The sequence below is a fragment of the Cytobacillus sp. FSL W7-1323 genome (assembly GCF_038595015.1).
In the GTDB taxonomy this organism is placed as follows: Bacteria; Bacillota; Bacilli; order Bacillales; family Cytobacillaceae; genus Cytobacillus; species Cytobacillus kochii.
The window spans coordinates 4,006,979-4,027,041 of record NZ_CP151998.1 but is presented as its reverse complement, the minus strand read 5'-3'; the positions used below and the strand labels follow the sequence as shown (position 1 = coordinate 4,027,041).

The following is a 20,063-nucleotide window of genomic DNA, read 5'->3' as shown; positions in this document are numbered from 1 at the left end:
ACATGTATCCCTAAGATAAAGTATAGATTTACATGGGGGAAAAGTAGTGAAAAAAATATTTGTTAGTTTTTTAGTCTTGCTATTAATTTTACAGAGTATACCACAGAATATTTCGTTTGTTAAAGCGGAATCTCTACCTGAAACATATGTGGCAATGGTATTTGCTGAAGAAATTGATGGTGATATTTCTGTCTACGAAGAAGAAAATAGTGAATCAGAAGTTTTATTTACTATAAAAGATGATTCTGAAGTATTGGTATTAAACTGGGGACAATATTTTTCCTTTGTAGAATATTCTTTTGAGGATGAAACAGAAACAAAACAAGGTTATATAGAGAATAGTAGAATTGTAGAAAAAGCGGAAGCGAATGAATTCCGCGAAGCAAGGCTATTTGATTTAAACAATCATGATGAAGAGGCAAAGAATGAGCCGGGCGAAACGGAAGAAATCGATGTGGCTGAAGACCATGAGGTTCCTCAAAACAACTCACAAGAAAACTTAGATAAAAGTGAGAATTTAACAGTAGAGGAACCTGAGGACAACGCTTCCTCTTTAGAAGAAACTGATTCTATTGAGATGGAAGAAAGTACACCAAGTGAAGATCTCGATGGAGAATTGGAAGTTAGCCAAGAAGAAAAAGAAGAGGTTGTAGAGCCTAAAGCAAGAATGTCTACATTTGCTGCAACTGTCAGTCAAACACTCTATGGTGCTGCACTTAAAAGCCCGACTGTAATTTATGATAGCGCTAATCAAAGTGCCAAGCCTTTAAAAAATTATGCTCAAGGGTCAATCCTGAAATATGAAGCTTATAATAACGATTGGTATAAAGCGGTTGTATCAGTAAATGGAAAGTGGCGCGACGGTTTCATTAAAAAGACAGACGTAGAGAACATTCAAGATAAGAAAACACTTCGAGGAGTAGCAACTACAACTACAAAGGTTTATTCTAAGGCATCAAAAAATGCAAGTGTACTAAGATCATATAATACTGGAAGCGTCTTGAAGTATACTACCCTAACTTCAAGTTGGTATGAGGCTACCGTTTCTGTAAATGGAAAATGGCAAACGGGTTATATATACAAAGGTGATGTAGAAAATATTACTTCTCAGCCAAATACTTATCAGGGTGTAGGTTTACAATCACCAACAAAAGTTTATCAACAAGTAACTACAAGTTCTAAAACTTTAAAAACCTATTCACAAGGTAGTATCTTGAAGTTCCAAAGTTTTATTTCTGGATGGTATTCTGCCACGGTCTATATTAATGGTAAAGCAACCACTGGGTACATAAAGTCTTCAGATGTTTCCTTACCTACAACTAATCCAGAAACATTACATGGCGTAGCATCGAAAGATTCTGTTAATGTGTATAAAAGTGCTTCTAGAAGCTCTGGTTCCCATAAGTCATATGCTAAAGGAACATTATTAAAATTTGAGACATTTATTACAGGGTGGTATAAGGCTACTGTTTATATTGGTGGCAAGCCACAAACAGGATATATCCATGCCTCTGATGTGGAAATCCCTGTAAAAAACCCTGCTACTTATCAAGGGGTGGCATTGAAATCATCTACTCCTATTTATAAAATGGCGAATGTAACTTCCGGTACATGGAAATCATATAAGATCGGTAGCATATTGAAATATGAATCCTTTATTAGTGGTTGGTATAAGGCAACAGTCTATGTGAATGGGAAAAAACAAACAGGTTATATTGCAGCTAGTCATGTAGAAAATGCTTCGCAATCCTCGAAGGATGTACGATTATATGCAGTGCCAGACACTTTGAACGTATATAACATTGCGTCAAAATCTTCTAGTGCAATTAAAAAATACAAACAAGGTGATTTACTAAAAGTTTATCCATTTACTTCAGAATGGTACAGGGCTACTGTTTCTGTAAACGGAAATTGGGTAACAGGCTACATCCACAAAGATGACCTCAGTACAGAAAAACCAGGTTATCTCAATCTTGACTTAAGAAAACCTGCAAAGCTGACTGTACAGGAAATCAAAGCTTTATTTGATCGCAAAGGTCATGGGGATAGTAAGTTAAAGGATTATGCCCAAGAATTTATTAATGTTCAAAATAAATATGGGGTAAACGCAACTTACTTAGTAGCGCATACAATTTTAGAGACTGGTTGGGGAAAGCAATCCAACTTGTTCGATTATAAAAATAACTTATATGGATACGGGGCGTATGATGTTTGTCCATTCACTTGCGGTTACTATTTTGATAGTGTAGAAGATAGTATTAGTAATGTAGCGTACCAAGTGAAATCCGATTATTTAACTCCTAATGGTAAATGGTACAATGGACCAGACTTAATTGGCATGAATGTAAAATATGCAACGGATAAAGATTGGCAAAATAAAATTGCTCGGTTAATGGAAGATTTACAGCCGTATGACGCTAAGTACTACTCGTCTACAAATGTTGTAACGAGCAATGGTCCTGCACCATCAGGTAATTGGAGTAGGGATATTCCAGCAGGCAAGCCATATCCATCAGATGTTGTTAAAAACATGCCGGCTGGTACGAAGGCAACAATCAACACCAATGCGAATTGGAGATCGTTCCCTTATGTTAATAATAATAGTAATGTCATTGGCACATTAAAAGTTTCAACTGAAGTGATTGTATTAGGATATAACACGGATGTAAAAACTAATGGCAGTTATCCATATGATACAACTTGGTATCGCATTTCAGTTAATGGTAAACAAGGTTGGATTTACGGTGACTATTTAACCTTTACAAATGCAAAACAAGCAAAAGTTTATACTTCTTCTTATGATTTACTACAGCAATTTAAATAATGACTATACCGAGGGGAATACCCTCGGTTTTTTTGTGTTTACATGTTTCTCTTTTCTAAAATAGTACGGGAAAATCTAATGAACATATTTTGCACCTCTTATAGTAAATTCCCAATTTCCTCACATACTAAAACCATACAAATTCCACCAAAGAGGTTGTTTATTTATGCTGAAGACTGAAAAGAGAAATAAGGTGTTGTGGCTGAGTATGCTTTTTTTGTTATTACAGCCAATTATTGATGTGCTTACATCTTTGTCTATTCGTTTGAATGATCAGGCATTTACGCTTGGTTTAGCGATGCGTTTTTGTTTCTTATTATTTATATGTGTTTACTTATTATTTACATCATATGTAAGAAAACCCGTGATTTTAGGCTATCTGTTGTTATTTGGCTTGTTTATTGTGATTTCGATTGGGGTTCAGTTTACGATGAAACCTGTTTTTATGTGGGGAACTGAGCTGAAATGGTTATTGAAAAATGTTTATTTTGTTGTCTGTTTTCTATTCTTTCTAGTGGTTTTTCGCAGAGGGTTTAGGATTTCTCCGCTCTATTATTTGATGATAGCTGTGATTTTGACTGGGGCGATGATGACGGTGGCGGGGCTTTCTGATACTGCGTTTCCTAGTTATGATTATTGGAAGAGTGGTCATGTTGGCTGGTTTTATGCTGGCAATGAGATTGGTGCCATTTTGGCTATGGGGTTACCGGTTGTACTATATTTTGCCTTAAAAGGTTCGTGGTGGTTAATGGTAGGATTACTCACGGTTATGTATGGGTTGCTGGCTTTAGGGACGAAAGTGGGTTATGGGGCGATTTTGATTACATTGCTTATCAGCATTGGTACCTCTATTGTTCTTCGTTTGGTAAAAAGAGAATACATACAAAGAACTAAATTAGTTACACTTGGCATTTTGTTTGTTGTTTTTATTCTTATGACACCATATACTCCAGTTGCCCATAACATGGAGCTACAGCTTGATTGGCTTGGTGTTTCAAAAGAAGAAGGGAAAACACAAGTGATAACAAGTGAACAAAAGGATAACATTGTCTATAGCGGCAGGAAAACTTACTGGGAAGAGTATCAAGCTTATTTTCAAGAGGCGCCTTGGATGCAAAAGCTTTTTGGCATGGGTTATGGTGGCAACTTTACGGATGAAGCTAAAACGATTGAGATGGATTTTTTAGATTTATTCTATTCATTAGGAATGATAGGGTTTAGCTTATATTTGCTGCCCTTTGTCTATATGCTTTGGCAATTGATTAAACAAGCATTTCAAAATATGAAACGAATGATGGACTTAGAGGTCATTTTAGTACTCACTGGAATAGCTCTAGGTCTTGGTATCGCTTTTATCGCTGGTCATGTATTAACAGCGCCTGGTGTGAGTATTTATTTAGCTGTACTAATGGCTTGGCTAGCCTGTGGAATCCAATACGTGCAGCTTGAGAATTCTATGAACTAAGAATTCTCAAGCTGCACATTTCGAATGAACGCAATTTTTAAACAAACGTTTGATTGATTATGTTAGAATTTTCTCTTGAGTGTCCTTGCCCATTCAGTCAACTTTTCCATTTCGGATATTCTCAATAATGTAGCGACTAGTATAGTGAAAATGACGGCGATGAAGGTTGTCACTGATATCGACAGCAGTGCTGGTAAGTAGGAATGATAGAGCTTATGTAAGCCGAAAAGAACGCCAGTTACGAGTAAGAACATCGTGAGTACTTTCCCTTGAGAAAATAATAAATCCTTCATCTCTTTTCTCGGTATGTCTAATTCCTTCCGTAAAAAATATAGCAAAACAGCCGTCTGTGAGACCATGCTGATAGAAGTAGCCAAGGCTACACCACCAATGCCCATTAAAGGTGTTAAAATCAAACTAAAAATGATATTGACGATAATAGAGACGATTGCAGCTATCATGGTCATTTTCTCATTTTGTAAGGCAATAAATGAACGATTTAAAAATTCCTTTAATGCGATTGCGATCATACCGATGGAATAAAAGAAAAAGGCAATGCTCGTTATAGTAGTAGCGTTCGTATTGAATGCGCCTCTCTCATAAGCTACTTCAATTAATGTCCGGCTTTCTATTAACATGACCGCACTAATAGGTATGCCTACTAAGCTAATAATCGTCATACCGCTAATGATCAGTGGTATAAGCTCTTTCTTATTCTCTGCCGCCGTATCAATAATGGATGGAAACAACACGGTGATAAAGGATAGGAGAATGATACTTAATGGCAGAAACATCAGCTTGTTTGCATAGTTTAAGGCTGAAACACTACCATCTATCAATCCAGATGCAAAAAAGCGATCAATGACTGTATTAAACTGAAAAGCAATGGACGTAATAATTAATGGCATAAAAGAAAAAAAGGTTCTTTTAATGAATAGAGAATAGGTTTTAAAATGAAAATTAAGTCGAATTACTTTATACTTCTTTATAAATGGGTATTGTACAAGAAATTGACTAATGGCTCCTAACAAAGTGGCAATGGCTACACCGTATATCCCATAGAACTGTGAGAGTACGACAATACTAATGATAATCAGGATATTTTGCGGGATGGCTCCCATTGCTGGTGGTGCGAATTCCTTTTCGTATTCTAAAATGCCAGTTGAAACGGCAGATAAAACGTAGAAGCAGAAGCTTGGTAGCATGATAATCGTTAATACATTTGTTACATACCACTGTTCTTCGGTAAACCCTGGTGCCATCCATTGGGTAATGATAGGGGTGAATAGAATTGCGATGACAGTAATCGCTAATGCAAGAATGAGGAATAAAGTCGTAAGTACCCCTACTACGTTTCGTGCTTCTAGTGAATGCTGTTTTTTTAATTCAGCATATAGAGGGATGATACCTGTTGTAATGGACATGCCAACTGCTGAGAATAATAAAACAGGGATAATGGATGCTACAAAGTAAGCATCAGCCACTGTTGAAGTACCGAAATAAGAGGCCATAAGCAATTCTCTTACAAAACCCAGAACCTTACTAATGATTGCAATACCTGTTATGAGTCCCGCAGCTTGGATAAGCTGTTTTTTCATCATGAATCTCCTTTAAGGAAAAGTGCTTTTTATTATTAGTATAATCAGAACGGTATAAACTAAAACACCGACTATTAAGATAAAGATTGAGGTTATAAAATGAGTCATGATTACGTAAATATACTTGGGGTTCCCTTTATTAATACAAGCTTTGCAGAAATGGAATCCATTTTAACCAACCATATAGATAAACAAGAAAAAACATTTGTTGTGACAGCGAACCCGGAAATCGTTATGTATGCCAAAGAGAATAAAGATTATCAAAAGATCATTCAGTCTGCTCATTACGTGGTGCCTGATGGTAATGGGATTCTACTTGCTGCTAATATGCTTCAAAAGCCGATAAAAGAGCGTGTAACAGGCTTTGATTTAACAATGTCCTTATTAGAAGAAGGAAATAAAAAAGGCTGGCATGTATATCTTCTCGGAGGAAGGGAACAAGTAAATAAAAGAGCAGCTGAAAATATAGAAAAAGATTATCCGGGAATTAACCTTGTCGGTAGACATAATGGTTATTTTGATTGGGAAGATGGGCAAGTGGCTGAAGAAGTAGCAGCTAAAGCGCCAGATATCGTCTTGGTTGCTTTAGGCTTTCCACGTCAGGAAGAATGGATTACCACTAATTATCATCGCTTCTCTAAAGGGTTATTCATGGGGGTCGGTGGCACGATTGACATTATATCTGGTGAAATGAAACGAGCGCCTGAATTTTGGCAAAACCTTAAGTTAGAGTGGTTTTACCGCCTATTGAAGCAGCCCTCTCGTTGGAGAAGGGTGCTCGTTTTACCTCAATTTGTGAAGCAAGTACGGCAATCCAGAAAGCGAGATTGATGTAAAAACCCTAGAATCTGCAACTATTTTCTAAGCTGTTCCGTCTGATACTATGAAGAAGGATGGAATATCAACGATGAAAGTACTCCATTTAAATGCAGGGAATGATACAGGTGGGGGCATGACACATATTCTTGATTTATTAGAGAATAGTGACCCTACTGTTTTTACGCTAGGGATTTTTGAACCTGGGCCGATTTATCAGAAGGCACTAGAGCGAGGGATTCGCGTAAAGCTTTTCGCTACGAAAAAAAGATATGATCTATCAGTCATTCAGCGTTTAAAGAAATATATTGAAGCAGAACAAATGACCATGATTCATACACATGGTGCGCGAGCAAATCTTTACGGTTATTTGCTAAAAAAAACCTCCCGAGAATGTAAGTGGGTGACAACATTACATAGCAATCCCTATGATGATTTTCTTAATCGGGGCTTGAAAGGAAAAGCCTTTACTAAGTTGCATTTATGGCTTTTGAAGCACCCTGATTATTATTTCGCCATTTCTAATCGTTCCAAAGAGCTCTTGCTCTCCCATGGTGTGGATGGGAGTAAAGTGAAGACTATTTTCAATGGGATAGATTTTAACAGACAAATGCAGTCTTGTACGCTTGAACGCAAAGGGTTAGGGCTTGAGGCGAATGATTTTGTGATTGCTATGGTGGCGAGACTCACACCTGTAAAGGGCCATCGGATTGCCTTAGAAGCCATCAGCCGTGTCATGGCTAAAGCACCTCAGGTCAAACTCCTTTTAATAGGAGATGGCTTTTTAGAACAAGAATTAAAAGCTTTTGTGAACAACAAAGGATTAGCTAAACAAATAAAATTTCTAGGATATAGACAGGATATTGATGCCTTATTACAAATTTCAGATCTTCATCTATTATCATCATTAAGTGAGAATTTTCCAATTGTCTTATTAGAGGCAGCAAGAGCGAAAAAGCCGGTGATTTCAACCGATGTTGGTGGAGTCTGTGAATTGATTCCATCGAAAGATTATGGCTGGCTTGTTCCAGTGAAAGATGTGGACGCATTAGCTCTGGCAATTGAAGAGGCGATAAATGCCCATTATGTAGGGTCCTTGAAAAAAATCGGTGAAAATCTCTATAAACATGCATCAAGGTGGTTTAGCGTGGAGCATTTTCGGGAAAATGTGATGGACGCCTACAAAAATTGGACATAAATCTTGCGGATTTTGTCAAAAAAAGTACCTTTTTAAATGGTACAACTATGATATAATAGGTTCGATATACATTTGTACGAATTTGTAAATTATGCCTGGTTCCAAGTGTGAAAGAGGGGCATGCTATCCATAAGGAGGGTCTTTATGATTTATTTGACCTTAATATTATGTTTTATATGCTCCGTTCTTTTAACACCGCTGGTAAAACGACTGGCCTTTAAGATAGGAGCAACAGACAAACCAAATAATCGAAAAGTCCATGAAAAAGTGATGCCTCGTTTAGGTGGTTTAGCAATTTATTTAAGCTTCATGCTCGGTGTGCTAATCTTCTCACCAAATAAAGAAGTGCATATCCCAATCATGGTCGGTGCATTTATCATCGTTGTAATCGGTATGTTAGATGATAAATATCAATTACCTGCTAAATATAAATTGCTAGGGCAAATTGCTGCTGCATTAATCGTAGTTTTTTGGGGAAATGTGGAAGTTGAATTTATTAACAACCCATTCTTTGGCGATAATCGAATCGACTTTGGTTATTTTGCCATCCCTATTACAATCTTATGGATTGTTGGTGTGACGAATGCAATTAACCTAATTGATGGTCTTGACGGATTAGCAGCTGGAGTATCATCGATTGCGCTATTTACGATTGCTGGGATGGCTGTATTCATGGGGAATACGTATGTAATTGCCATGGCTTCTTTGTTAATGGTAGCTACACTCGGGTTTCTTGTCTTTAACTTTCATCCAGCGAAAATATTTATGGGTGATACAGGTGCTCTCTTTTTAGGATATATGATTGCTGTCTTGTCATTGCTCGGCTTTAAAAATGTAACAGTGATTTCGTTTATTATCCCTATTTTAATTTTAGGTGTCCCATTATCCGATACGATTTTTGCGATATTTAGAAGGATTTTAAACAAACAACCGATATCAGCACCAGATAAATCACATCTCCATCATTGCTTATTGAATGCAGGCTTTACCCATCGCCAAACAGTCTTATTAATTTACGCGATGGCAGCTACTTTTGGCATGATTGCCATTATCTTCTCTCAAGCAAAAGTATGGGGAGCCATCTTACTAATAGCCGTTGTCCTTGTAATGCTCGAATTATTTGCCGAACTGATCGGTCTACTCGGGAAAGACTACCAGCCCTTATTGAAAAGACTCAAAGGAAAAGGCAACTGATACAAAAGCTAACCAATTTGGTTAGCTTTTTTTGTAGATTAAGAGGTTGATAAGGTTGATAAGGTTGATAAGGGAAAAAAGCTTTATCTAGAGCCATTGGTTAACTACAAAAGTGGCGAGAGCTGTTAGAAGGATGATGCCGAATAGAAGGTAGAATGGGAACTGCGCACGATCCGTGGATCCTATTTGTGTAAAAGTGAAAGAGAATAAGAGAGAACTGCGCGTAAATAGTATATGCGCGCAAAAAGAAGAAGGAAGAGCCTGAGTACTGCGCGTAAATCGAGTATACGCGCAAAAGTAAGAGAGAAAGATCACGAAATTGCGCGCAAGCGGTGTATACGCGCAAAAATGAGAGGGAAAAGCCAGGGAACTGCGCACAAATGGCATATACGCGCAAAAGTAAGGGAGAAAAATCACAGAATTGCGCGCAAGCCGAGTATACGCGCAAAAATGAGAGGAAAAAGCCAGGGAACTGCGCACAAATGGCATATACGCGCAAAAGTAAGGGAGAAAAATCACAGAATTGCGCGCAAGCGGTGTATACGCGCAAAAGCAAGAGGGAAAAGTCGGAGAACTGCGCGCAAGCGGTGTATACGCGCAAAAATGAGAGGGAAAAGCCAGGGAACTGCGCACAAATGGCATATACGCGCAAAAGTAAGCGAGAAAGAGCACGGAATTGCGCGCAAGCGGTGTATACGCGCAAAAGCAAGAGGGAAAAGTCGGAGAACTGCGCGCAAATGGCATATACGCGCAAAAGTAAGAGAGAAAGATCACAGAATTGCGCGCAAGCGGTGTATACGCGCAAAAATGAGAGGAAGAAGCCAGGGAACTGCGCGCAAATGGCATATACGCGCAGAAGCAAGGGAGAAAAATCACGGAATTGCGCGCAAGCCGTGTATACGCGCAAAAGCAAGAGGGAAAAGCCGGGGAACTGCGCGCAAATGGCATATACGCGCAAAAGTAAGAGAGAAAGATCACAGAATTGCGCGCAAGCGGTGTATACGCGCAAAAATGAGAGGGAAAAGCCGGAGAACTGCGCGCAAATGGCATATACGCGCAAAAGTAAGAGAGAAAGATCACGGAATTGCGCGGAAGCCGAGTATATGCGCAAAACAGAGAGAGAAAAGCCAGGGAACTGCGCACAAGCCGTGTATAAGTGCAAAAGCCAAAAGGAGAAGGCTGAGAAGTGCGGGAAAGCCATGTATAAGTGTAAAGTAACAAGAAACGGAATGCATGTATAAATTCCCGTACATTCTTATAAAAAGGCTATCAATAGCTTTATAAGGTGCCCCTTTAATTGAAGAGAAAAAAATAGAAAGAAGTCTGGACAAACGAGATATGCCCATACCACTAGCTAGAAAATAAGAGAGAATGAGCCCACCCAAAAGAGAACATACACGTACAACAGAACAGTATGAGTAAGGTGTGTCTGAATAAAAACCCCCAAACAGTTTTTTGTTTGGGGGTTCCTATAAAGCATAATTCTATTAATATCCGCTATTGTAACCAGCTTCACTTGATTCAGTAGAAATTTCGCCGTCTGTTGAACTCTCGCCATTTGTCGGATCAGTAGATTCATTTTGTCCGAGGTTCGTAGTCCCTAAATCAAGATGGCTTTGTAGTTCTGAAATAACTTCCTGTAATCCAGTATCATCTATTTGATAATAATACACACGATTACCATTAGAGTTTGGTAAGTACATATCTTGACCTTTGAGATTGAGCATTTCAATATCTGGAGTCATGCCACTAGAAGTCGCATAACTAATAAGTGATTTCATTTGGTCGAAGGAAAGGTCTGTTTCCATATTGTTTCCGACTGCTTCGATGACATCCCCGTATTTCGAAATAGCATCTACTGATACGGCTTTTTTCATCATCGCTTTAACGATTTCTTGTTGTCTTTGCCCGCGCATAATATCATTATCTTGCTTTCTCGTACGTGCTAGCGCTAATGCTTCTTCCCCATTTAATGTTTGCAAGCCTTCTTCTAATTGAATAGCCCCTGCGTTGTCATTTGAGTCTTGCTCAGATAAGGCATAAGGTACTTCTACTTCTACTCCACCTAGAGCATCAATAATCTCAATGAATGCATCAAAATTTAACTTTAAGTAAAAATCAATGGGAATATCGAGTAGCTGCTCAACCGTTTCAATAGAAGTGAGTGGTCCGCCGTGAGCGTGAGCATGGGTGATTTTGTCTTGATAACCAAGCTTAGGAATCTGAACATAAGAATCACGAGGGATGCTTAATAGTTTAATAGATTTTGATTCCTTATTAAATGTTGCGACCATTAATGCATCTGAACGCGCTGAATTACTAAAGCCCCGTTTACTACTATCATCAACTCCGATAATGAGTAGTGAAAAGTTATCAACATCAGGTTGTACAGCTACATCTCGCTTGGTTTCTCTTTCTAGTGGGTTATATGTGCTGTTCATCGCTGTCTCTGCTTTATTATAGAGATAGGCACCGTAGGCAGTGGCACTTAGGGCAAGGACTAGTAGAGGAAGAAGGATAAATGCGAAAACACGTCTTCTGCGCTTCACTTTACGTCTCCTCACCTTTTGGGCATTACGACCATCATAAGACATATGATTGCTCCTTTATTAGTAAAAATTTAATCGATTCTTTACATAGTTAATGTTTATTTTACAATGGATTTGCATATACGTAAAATATTTACTCAGAAATTGTCGATTCTAAATATAACACGTCACCTTCAGTTATTTCTGCTTGTCCATTTGTTAATTCGATCATCCAGGCATTGAAGTTAGCTGTTTCTTCATCTTTTACATAAGTTTCAATTTCAACAATATCGGCATAATGGATTTCTTTTATTGGATAAATGGAAGCGCGTAATTCATTTTCTAGTTTTCCAAGAAAGGTATAATCAACTTTTGTATGCATGATGCGCATTAGCTTTCTTTTAACTATACCTGTAGCAAGTAAACCTTCGGATGTAGCTTTACCGTAAGCGCGAATTAAACCGCCGGCACCAAGTTTAATGCCACCAAAATAGCGGGTGACTACCACAACAGTATCCTTTAATTGCCTCTTTTTTAACACTTCAAGCATCGGTACACCAGCTGTACCACTCGGTTCACCATCATCGTTAGCTTTCTGAATTAAATCATGCTCACCAATTAAATAGGCAGAACAATTATGAGTGGCATTCCAGTTTTGCTTCTTTATTTTCTGAATAAATTCTTGCGCTTCTTCTTCTGTTTCTGCTCGGTCAATATATGCAATAAATCTAGATTTTTGTATAATAATTTCATGTTCCCCGTACCCTTTGACGGTATGATATTGTGGAAGCAAAAATATCGCTCCTTCCTGCAAGTCTCTTCCTATTATAATTCGACAATCTTCGGAAAACATAAATATTAATAGATTGTAAACAAACTTTAATATTGTCGAATCGCTGAAGTGATATAATAAGTTTATATCTGAGGATAACTATAGATATTGCCAATAATCCTCTTTTTTTAACATAAAATTAGGATATATGACATATAAATAATTTTCAAGCGTGCGACTATTTATCGAATTTTGTGTCAAATGGTATTATTTTCTGCCGCTACACATGGTCGAATACCGCTTTTCAAGGTAAAATAAGGAATAGCAACAACAGGGTATACCCTTGGAGGAATCGCGAATGAGTATAAAAAAATTTGATACGAAGTCGCTCGATTTAATTTTAGAAAAAATGATAGAAACGGTCGGTACGAGTAAGAATGAAATTTTCCGGATTGGTGAGCAATGTCGAAAAGATTATGAGACCTTAACCGAAGAACTGAAAGATGTAAAGGTAATGGTTATTAAAGTCATTGATGAAGGCGACCGTTTAGAAAGTCAAACACGTTTTGCGCGTAAACGATTATCTGAAGTCAGTATGCATTTCAAAGATTATACTGAAGCGCAAGTACGTGATGCATATGAAAAAGCCCATCAATTACAAATGGATCTATCGATGAATCGGCAAATGGAAAAGCAGCTTCGTGACCGGAGAGACGACATTGAAAGAAGATTAGTGGGCGTTAGTGATACGATTGAGCGTGCTGAGCATTTAATTTCCCAAATTACTGTTGTCATGAACTACTTGATGAGTGACATCAAACAAATGGGTGAGATGCTTGAAGATGCGAAGATGAAACAAGAGTTTGGCTTACAAATTATTGAGGCGCAAGAAGAGGAGCGTAAAAGGCTCTCACGTGAAATACATGACGGCCCGGCGCAAATGATGGCGAATGTGATGATGCGCTCTGATTTGATTGAACGTGTTTATAAAGAGCGTGGCACAGATGAAGCCATGGAGGAAATAAGGAATTTAAAGAAAATGGTCAGAAGTGCTTTATATGAGGTCAGAAGAATTATTTATGACCTGAGACCAATGGCTTTAGATGACTTAGGTCTTGTTCCTACATTAAAGAAGTATCTACAAACAATCGAAGAATATCATAATTCGACCAAAATCACTTTCATGAATGTTGGTAAAGAGGTTCGTTTACCAAGTCAATATGAAGTGGCGCTATTCCGACTCATTCAAGAAGCTGTGCAGAATGCGATGAAGCATGCTGATGCAGAAGAGATTATTGTTAAAACTGAAATTAATAATGAAAGAATAGCAGTCGTAATTAGAGATAATGGTAAAGGGTTTGATATTAATAAGAAAAAAGCACAATCCTTTGGTATTATCGGCATGAGAGAAAGAGTTGAACTTCTGGAGGGCCAGCTTTCGATAGATTCCAATATTGGTAAAGGCACAATTATTATTATTCAAGTACCTTATATGAAATAATATTTAATTGATGATGAAACTGGTCAAACATCATGATAGATATAAAACAGTTGAAGATTGGGAGGGGAAGAACTTGAATACTAAAATAGTAATTATTGACGACCATCAACTTTTCCGAGAGGGCGTAAAACGTATTCTTGATTTTGAAAAAACATTTAACGTGGTAGCAGAAGGTGACGATGGCGACGAAGCGATCAGACTCGTTGAAGAAAATCAACCAGACGTAGTTATCATGGATATTAACATGCCGAATATTAATGGCGTGGAAGCAACGCGTCAATTAGTAGAGAAATATCCAGATTCTAAAGTAATCATTCTTTCAATCCATGATGATGAAAATTATGTAACGCACGCTTTAAAAACCGGAGCAAGTGGTTACCTACTTAAAGAAATGGATGCAGATGCATTAGTTGAGGCAGTAAAAGTAGTTGCAGAGGGTGGTTCTTACCTTCATCCGAAAGTAACGCACAATCTTGTCAACGAATACCGTCGCCTTGCTTCAGAAGGAACTGGCACAACAGGCGCTTATGGACAAATCGAAATCCGTCGTCCGCTACATTTACTTACTCGACGCGAGTGTGAAGTGCTCCAACTTCTTGCAGACGGAAAAAGTAACCGCGGCATCGGTGAAGCATTATATATTAGTGAAAAAACAGTCAAAAACCATGTAAGTAACATCCTGCAAAAAATGAACGTCAATGACCGTACACAAGCGGTTGTCGTAGCCATCAAAAACGGTTGGGTAGAAGTTCGCTAATCCCAGCCTTTCATACATATGAAGAAACACTCCGCATTGGGGTGTTTTTTTGTTGAAAATGCGGATCGGTTCGAAGATAAAAAGGTGGGACAAGAGAAGGGAAGAAGTCCATTTCATGAAGGGAGAGACATAATTATAAGAAAAATGAGCAATGTAGAAGTTTCGTAGATAATAGGGGAGGAGTAGAACATATGAGTCGCGTGAAAGAAGAAATTGCGATTAAAAAAGAGGACGAGAGCGCAAAAGGTTCGCGACTAGTAAAAGAAGAGAGTGAAAGATAAGTAGGGAAAAAGTGAGAATCGCCACTAATAAAAGAAAAGAGTGAAAGATAAGTAGGGCAAAGGCAAGAATCGCGACTAATAAAAGAAGAAAGTGAAAGATAAGTAGGGAAAAAGTGAGAATCGCGACTAAAAAAAGAAGAGAGGAGAAGATAAGTAGGGCAAAGATGAGAATTGCGACTAATAAAAGAAGAAAGTGAAAGATAAGTAGGGCAAAGGCAAGAATCGCGACTGAAAAAAGAAGAGAGGAGAAGATAAGTAGGGCAAAGGCAAGAATCGCGACTAAAAAAAGAAAGGAGTGAAAGATAAGTAGGGAAAAAGTGAGAATCGCGACTAAAAAAAGAAGAGAGGAGAAGATAAGTAGGGCAAAGGCAAGAATCGCGACTAAAAAAAGAAGAAAGTGAAAGATAAGTAGGGAAAAAGTGAGAATCGCGACTAAAAAAAGAAGAGAGGAGAAGATAAGTAGGGTAAAGGCGAGAATCGCGACTAATAAAAGAAGAAAGTGAAAGATAAGTAGGGCAAAGGCAAGAATCGCGACTAAAAAAAGAAGAAAGTGAAAGATAAGTAGGGAAAAAGTGAGAATCGCGACTAAAAAAAGAAGAGAGTAGAAGATAAGTAGCGCAAAGATGAGAATCGCGACTAATAAAAAAGAGAGTGAAAGATAAGTAGCGTAAAAGCGAGAATCCCGACTAATAAAAGAAGAAAGGAGAAGATAAGTAGCTTAAAAGAAGGAACCGCATTAATTTCTCCGATCCCTCTCGAGTCTAAGATATTCGATATAAATATCGCCAAGTCCCCAAGAAAAGGAACCTGAGCTGAGAGTTGCGACACACATAAAAGGGGGATTATCAAATAAAATGTCTAAATCCTAATTTACTCTAGGTGTTTCATAACTGGATCATGGAGGAAGAGTTGACTCATGACCGGAGAAGGAGCTACCATACAATATACAATCAAAGCCTGCGCTCTTACATCACCGCAAAAGTTAAAACCCCAGACTTCGAGTATGAATCAAACCAACCACCCCAAAAGCCCATCAAAAAGTAAAAGATTTCCCCTTAAACCTCTCTAAACTTAATGCATTTTTATTAACTTTCATATAGAATGGTAACAGAACATATAGTAGAGAAAAAAGTGAAGGAGTCACTCTATTTATGAAAACGGCCGTAGTAACGGATAGTACATCTTATATCACACAAGAATTGAGAGAAAAGCTAAATATTCACATGATCCCGCTGAGTGTGATATTTGGCAATGAATCATATAAAGAAGAAATAGAAATCACTGCAGAAAGTTTTTATGAGGAAGTCAAACATAAGGATTTGCCGAAAACATCACAGCCATCCGTAGGTGATTTTGTCACATTGTTTGAAACGTTGAAGCAAGACTATGATGCCATCATCTCCATCCACTTATCAAGCGGGATTAGTGGCACCTATCAAGGGGCAGTCTCTGCCGGTAATATGGTTGAAGGCATTACCGTCTATCCTTTTGACTCAGAAATTAGCGCACGTGTACAAGGTTTCTATGTCGTCAAAGCAGCCGAAATGGCAGCTGACGGGAAGTCGCCAGCAGAAATTATGGACAAACTGAATGAAATGAAACAATCCATTCGTGCTTATTTTATGGTTGATGATCTGTCACATCTACAAAGAGGTGGCCGCTTATCAAGTGCGCAAGCAATCTTAGGAAGTCTTCTCCAAGTGAAACCATTGCTTCATTTTGAAAATAAGCTCATCGTGCCATTCGAAAAAATCCGTACGCGTAAAAAAGCAATGAAACGAATCGTTGATTTGTTAGCGGAAGATGCAGCGAGTGGAGAAGCTTATGAAGCCTCTATTATTCATGCAAACCGTTTAGAGGAAGCGCAGAAATGGAAGGAAGAGCTAGAAGCACAATTACCGAATGTCACTTTTGGTATAAGCTATTTTGGTGCAGTTATTGGTACACATCTTGGCGAAGGCTCAATGGGTCTTGGCTGGGTAAAAAAATAATACATCTACTAAGGAGTTATTATCGCAGACAAAACGAACCACTGCTGAAATAACTCCTTTTTTTTAGCCACGAAAGGAGTCTATATGCGAATACTCATGAAAGATCACCTACTCATCCCCGTATTTCACCACGACTCAGCTTCTTACACTATTACAGAACTTCCGAACATCCCTCACCATAATCACAACCCTACATACCGCTTCAATCCACAAATTCAGACATTCCTATTTGGTAAACAATTACTGCTAGATGAAATTTCTCACCCTGTAGAGGAATTATTCACCCATGTGAACGAAGGTTATATCACGCTTCGTCGACCCTTCATAAAAGAAGGTAGAAAAATCAAATGTGCTCGCTGTGGCAGTAGTCATCATTTAGCGACATATCCATGTGCTCGTTGTGGAAATGAGCAATGCCATTATTGTCGCAATTGCTTGATGATGGGGAGAGTGTCGGCTTGTACTCCACTTTTTAGTTGGAATGGACCAAGCCCGAGCACCCTAATAGTCGACCAACCGTTAAAATGGGATGGGACGCTTTCTACAGGACAGCAACAAGCATCCACGGCAGTTGTCGCAGCCATTGATAACAAAAAAGAGTACCTGGTTTGGGCGGTATGTGGCGCAGGTAAAACCGAAGTGCTTTTTGCAGGAATCGCTCATGCACTAAAGCAAGGTCAGCGCGTGTGCCTTGCTACTCCAAGAACAGATGTCGTCTTAGAACTCGCACCCCGTCTGAAAAAAGTGTTTCCCCACACCACGGTTGCCGCACTGTATGGTGGAAGTGAAGACCGGCACCTTTTTGCCAATCTAGTCATCAGTACAACACATCAGTTATTCCGCTTTTATCGTGCTTTTGATACAGTCATTGTTGATGAAGTGGATGCCTTTCCTTACACAATGGATGCCACACTCCAGTATGCTGTTCAGCAAGCGAAAAAGTCTGCAGCTGCCACGATTTATTTAACAGCTACTCCTTCAAGGAAGTGGCAAAAAGAATGTCGGCAAAATAAAAGAGCATATATGACCATCCCTGCTCGTTTCCATCGCTTTCCTTTACCGATTCCTCAATTTAAATGGATTGGACAATGGACAATCCCCCTAAAAAACGCCCGTCTCCCTTTTGTGTTAAAAAAATGGTTACAGCAACGCATTGAAAAAGAGAAACAGGTTTTGCTGTTTATTCCTAAAATTAAGCTAATAGATGATATGCTACCTCTCATACAAAAAATTCATCCTAAAGTGGAGGCAGTGCATGCGGAAGATCCTTTACGAAAAGAAAAAGTCCAGAAAATGAGAAAGCAAGAGACGCTTATTTTACTCACAACGACGATTTTAGAAAGAGGAGTGACTTTTCCTCATATAGATGTTGCTGTATTAGGAGCAGAAGAGCGTATTTTCACAGAAAGTGCGCTTGTTCAAATAGCTGGAAGGGTTGGGAGAAGTGTTGAGGCACCAACAGGAGATGTTGTTTTTTTTCATTATGGTAAAACAACTGCAATGGTACGGGCTAAAAAGCAAATACTGCAAATGAATAAAGAAGCAAAACAAAGGGGCTTACTTCATGAATAGCTGTCTCTATTGTCAAAAAGAAATGCAACTTCCTGGTGGATTTCAAGCATTGTTTCAAAAAGCTGCGCAGTCATTTTGGTGTGAAGACTGTATAGCAAAATGGACATTTATCAAAGGTCCCACTTGCCCAACTTGCCACCGGTGGATGGAAACGGCTGAAATCTGTCTCGACTGTAAGAAGTGGCAGGCGGATCCAATATATAGCGGTTGTCTGGACGAGAATATTTCTGTATTAGCATACAACTCTTTTTGTCAGCAAGTGCTCGCTCAATATAAGTATCGTGGCGATTATATCCTCGCAGTTGCAATTGCTGATTTGCTAAAATCCAAATTAAAACAAATAAGCTTTGATCTTATTACACCGATTCCGCTGAGTGAAGAAAGACGCTATGAAAGAGGGTTCAATCAATCAGAAGCACTGATCACCGCATTAGGCAAAAAGCCCACCATTCTCCTCACCCGTATGCATACAGAAAAACAATCGAAGAAAACAAGAAAGGAAAGATTAGAGACACCACAAGTTTTTCGATTCACGGGTCAACAAGAAATAAGCGGGAAGAAAGTGTTAATCGTCGACGATATTTATACAACAGGTACGACTCTTTATCATGCAGCTAAATTGCTAAAAGAGGCAGGAGCAAGTGAGGTTCGATCATTGACGATGGCAAGAAGTTAAAAAAGTTAGCCGATGCTGACGATATATAGAATAGAAGCTATCAGTAGAGGTGAAAAGAATGGCGGAGATCGCAAACTGCCCTAGATGTAATGCCTTATTTATGAAAAATCAAGTCAGCACCATTTGCCAAGCGTGTTTTAAAAAAGAAGAAGAAGCATACGAAGTCGTATATGCCTTTCTAAGGAAAAGAGAAAATCGTGCTGCTACTATGCAAAGAATAACAGAAGCAACAGGAGTAGAGGAGTGGCTCCTGCAGAAGTTTGTTCGATCAGGTCGATTAAAGGTGGCGCAATTTCCCCAGCTAGGCTATCCTTGCGATCAGTGTGGTACATTAATTCAAGAAGGAAGAATTTGTGAGTCTTGTCGCAAAGCATTACAAAAAGAATTAGAGCAATTTGAACGAGAGCAGGATCGGATAAAAGAAAGAGAGAGAACCTACTATTCTTATAGAGGTAAACAGTCTTAAAGAAGGAAGTCTAAAGAACTAATGTTTACTTCCGGAACGATAGTATGTATGTAAAATTTACTAAAAGTGTAATATCACTTTAAACTCATTCTATTTATACCGATAATAGGAGTAATAAAAGGGACGAAGAAAGCGGGGGATTTATAATGAAGGTTAATCATTTTAACGCGGCAAACCAGGTCAATCCCTACCAACGCCAAGCGAATATGACAAAGCAAGTAGAACAAGCGAAAACGAATCAAGCAGATAAACTCGAAATTTCTTCAAAAGCATTAGAAATGCAAAAAACATCACAATCAGATCCTGCTCGCCAAGCGAAGGTGGAGCAATTAAAAATGCAAGTGGAAAATGGTACGTATCATGTTGATGCGAATGAATTGGCGAAAAGCCTAGTTCAACATTTTCAACAAAAACGCTCTTAAGG

At 38.6% G+C, this 20,063-nt stretch carries 16 protein-coding genes; 13 read left to right on the top strand and 3 right to left on the bottom strand.

Annotated features, from left to right (window positions below; translation table 11 throughout):
- Nucleotides 1–46 precede the first annotated feature (46 nt).
- Together MKX67_RS20470 and MKX67_RS20465 are read left to right on the top strand one after the other, a co-directional pair.
- A complete protein-coding gene (locus MKX67_RS20470; protein ID WP_322909716.1) occupies nt 47–2,824 on the top strand; it encodes an SH3 domain-containing protein in 2,778 nt (925 codons plus the stop codon).
- 166 nt (nt 2,825–2,990) lie between these two features.
- Nucleotides 2,991–4,289, top strand: a complete 1,299-nt coding sequence (locus tag MKX67_RS20465; protein WP_322909715.1) for an O-antigen ligase family protein — start codon at nt 2,991–2,993, stop codon at nt 4,287–4,289.
- A gap of 62 nt (nt 4,290–4,351) precedes the next feature.
- Here MKX67_RS20465 and murJ read toward each other — a convergent pair whose 3' ends face one another.
- A complete protein-coding gene (murJ, locus tag MKX67_RS20460) occupies nt 4,352–5,887 on the bottom strand; it encodes a murein biosynthesis integral membrane protein MurJ (protein ID WP_307319521.1) in 1,536 nt (511 codons plus the stop codon).
- A gap of 99 nt (nt 5,888–5,986) precedes the next feature.
- Between murJ and MKX67_RS20455 the strand changes: the two genes are divergently transcribed.
- The 4 genes from MKX67_RS20455 to MKX67_RS20440 all read left to right on the top strand — a co-directional run bounded on the left by MKX67_RS20455 (nt 5,987) and on the right by MKX67_RS20440 (nt 10,313).
- Complete coding sequence (locus MKX67_RS20455; RefSeq protein WP_095371816.1) at nt 5,987–6,718, top strand: WecB/TagA/CpsF family glycosyltransferase; 732 nt, start codon at nt 5,987–5,989, stop codon at nt 6,716–6,718.
- A gap of 76 nt (nt 6,719–6,794) precedes the next feature.
- On the top strand, nt 6,795–7,901 hold the full coding sequence (locus MKX67_RS20450) for a glycosyltransferase (protein WP_322909713.1): 1,107 nt from the start codon (nt 6,795–6,797) through the stop codon (nt 7,899–7,901).
- Nucleotides 7,902–8,045: 144 nt separating this feature from the next.
- Nucleotides 8,046–9,095 carry an MraY family glycosyltransferase gene (locus MKX67_RS20445; protein WP_307319514.1) on the top strand — a complete coding sequence of 350 codons (1,050 nt, stop codon included), beginning with the start codon at nt 8,046–8,048 and terminating at the stop codon, nt 9,093–9,095.
- Nucleotides 9,096–9,329: 234 nt separating this feature from the next.
- Nucleotides 9,330–10,313: a hypothetical protein gene (locus MKX67_RS20440; RefSeq protein WP_342488692.1), complete on the top strand. Its 984-nt coding sequence runs from the start codon at nt 9,330–9,332 to the stop codon at nt 10,311–10,313.
- 269 nt (nt 10,314–10,582) lie between these two features.
- Here the strand turns inward: MKX67_RS20440 and MKX67_RS20435 are convergent, their stop codons facing one another.
- Both MKX67_RS20435 and MKX67_RS20430 read right to left on the bottom strand, forming a co-directional pair.
- Nucleotides 10,583–11,689, bottom strand: a complete 1,107-nt coding sequence (locus MKX67_RS20435) for an LCP family protein (protein ID WP_307319510.1) — start codon at nt 11,687–11,689, stop codon at nt 10,583–10,585.
- Nucleotides 11,690–11,777: 88 nt separating this feature from the next.
- Nucleotides 11,778–12,416 (bottom strand): YigZ family protein, encoded by a 639-nt coding sequence (locus MKX67_RS20430; RefSeq protein ID WP_342488691.1) that lies wholly within the window; start codon nt 12,414–12,416, stop codon nt 11,778–11,780.
- A gap of 337 nt (nt 12,417–12,753) precedes the next feature.
- Between MKX67_RS20430 and MKX67_RS20425 the strand changes: the two genes are divergently transcribed.
- From MKX67_RS20425 to flgM, 7 genes are all read left to right on the top strand, one after another.
- Nucleotides 12,754–13,896 carry a sensor histidine kinase gene (locus tag MKX67_RS20425; protein WP_095371820.1) on the top strand — a complete coding sequence of 381 codons (1,143 nt, stop codon included), beginning with the start codon at nt 12,754–12,756 and terminating at the stop codon, nt 13,894–13,896.
- Nucleotides 13,897–13,969: 73 nt separating this feature from the next.
- The gene (locus MKX67_RS20420) at nt 13,970–14,653 is read left to right on the top strand and encodes a response regulator transcription factor (protein WP_224937162.1); all 684 of its coding nucleotides are present in this window, start codon (nt 13,970–13,972) and stop codon (nt 14,651–14,653) included.
- A 1,432-nt stretch (nt 14,654–16,085) separates the two neighbouring features.
- Nucleotides 16,086–16,925, top strand: a complete 840-nt coding sequence (locus MKX67_RS20415; RefSeq protein WP_095371821.1) for a DegV family protein — start codon at nt 16,086–16,088, stop codon at nt 16,923–16,925.
- An 84-nt stretch (nt 16,926–17,009) separates the two neighbouring features.
- On the top strand, nt 17,010–18,497 hold the full coding sequence (locus tag MKX67_RS20410; protein ID WP_342488689.1) for a DEAD/DEAH box helicase: 1,488 nt from the start codon (nt 17,010–17,012) through the stop codon (nt 18,495–18,497).
- Nucleotides 18,490–19,173: a ComF family protein gene (locus MKX67_RS20405; RefSeq protein ID WP_340976514.1), complete on the top strand. Its 684-nt coding sequence runs from the start codon at nt 18,490–18,492 to the stop codon at nt 19,171–19,173. Before MKX67_RS20410 ends, MKX67_RS20405 begins: the two co-directional genes overlap by 8 nt.
- Before the next feature lie 58 nt (nt 19,174–19,231).
- Complete coding sequence (locus MKX67_RS20400) at nt 19,232–19,639, top strand: TIGR03826 family flagellar region protein (RefSeq protein WP_095371824.1); 408 nt, start codon at nt 19,232–19,234, stop codon at nt 19,637–19,639.
- A gap of 146 nt (nt 19,640–19,785) precedes the next feature.
- Complete coding sequence (gene flgM, locus MKX67_RS20395) at nt 19,786–20,061, top strand: flagellar biosynthesis anti-sigma factor FlgM (RefSeq protein WP_095371825.1); 276 nt, start codon at nt 19,786–19,788, stop codon at nt 20,059–20,061.
- Nucleotides 20,062–20,063: the final 2 nt, after the last annotated feature.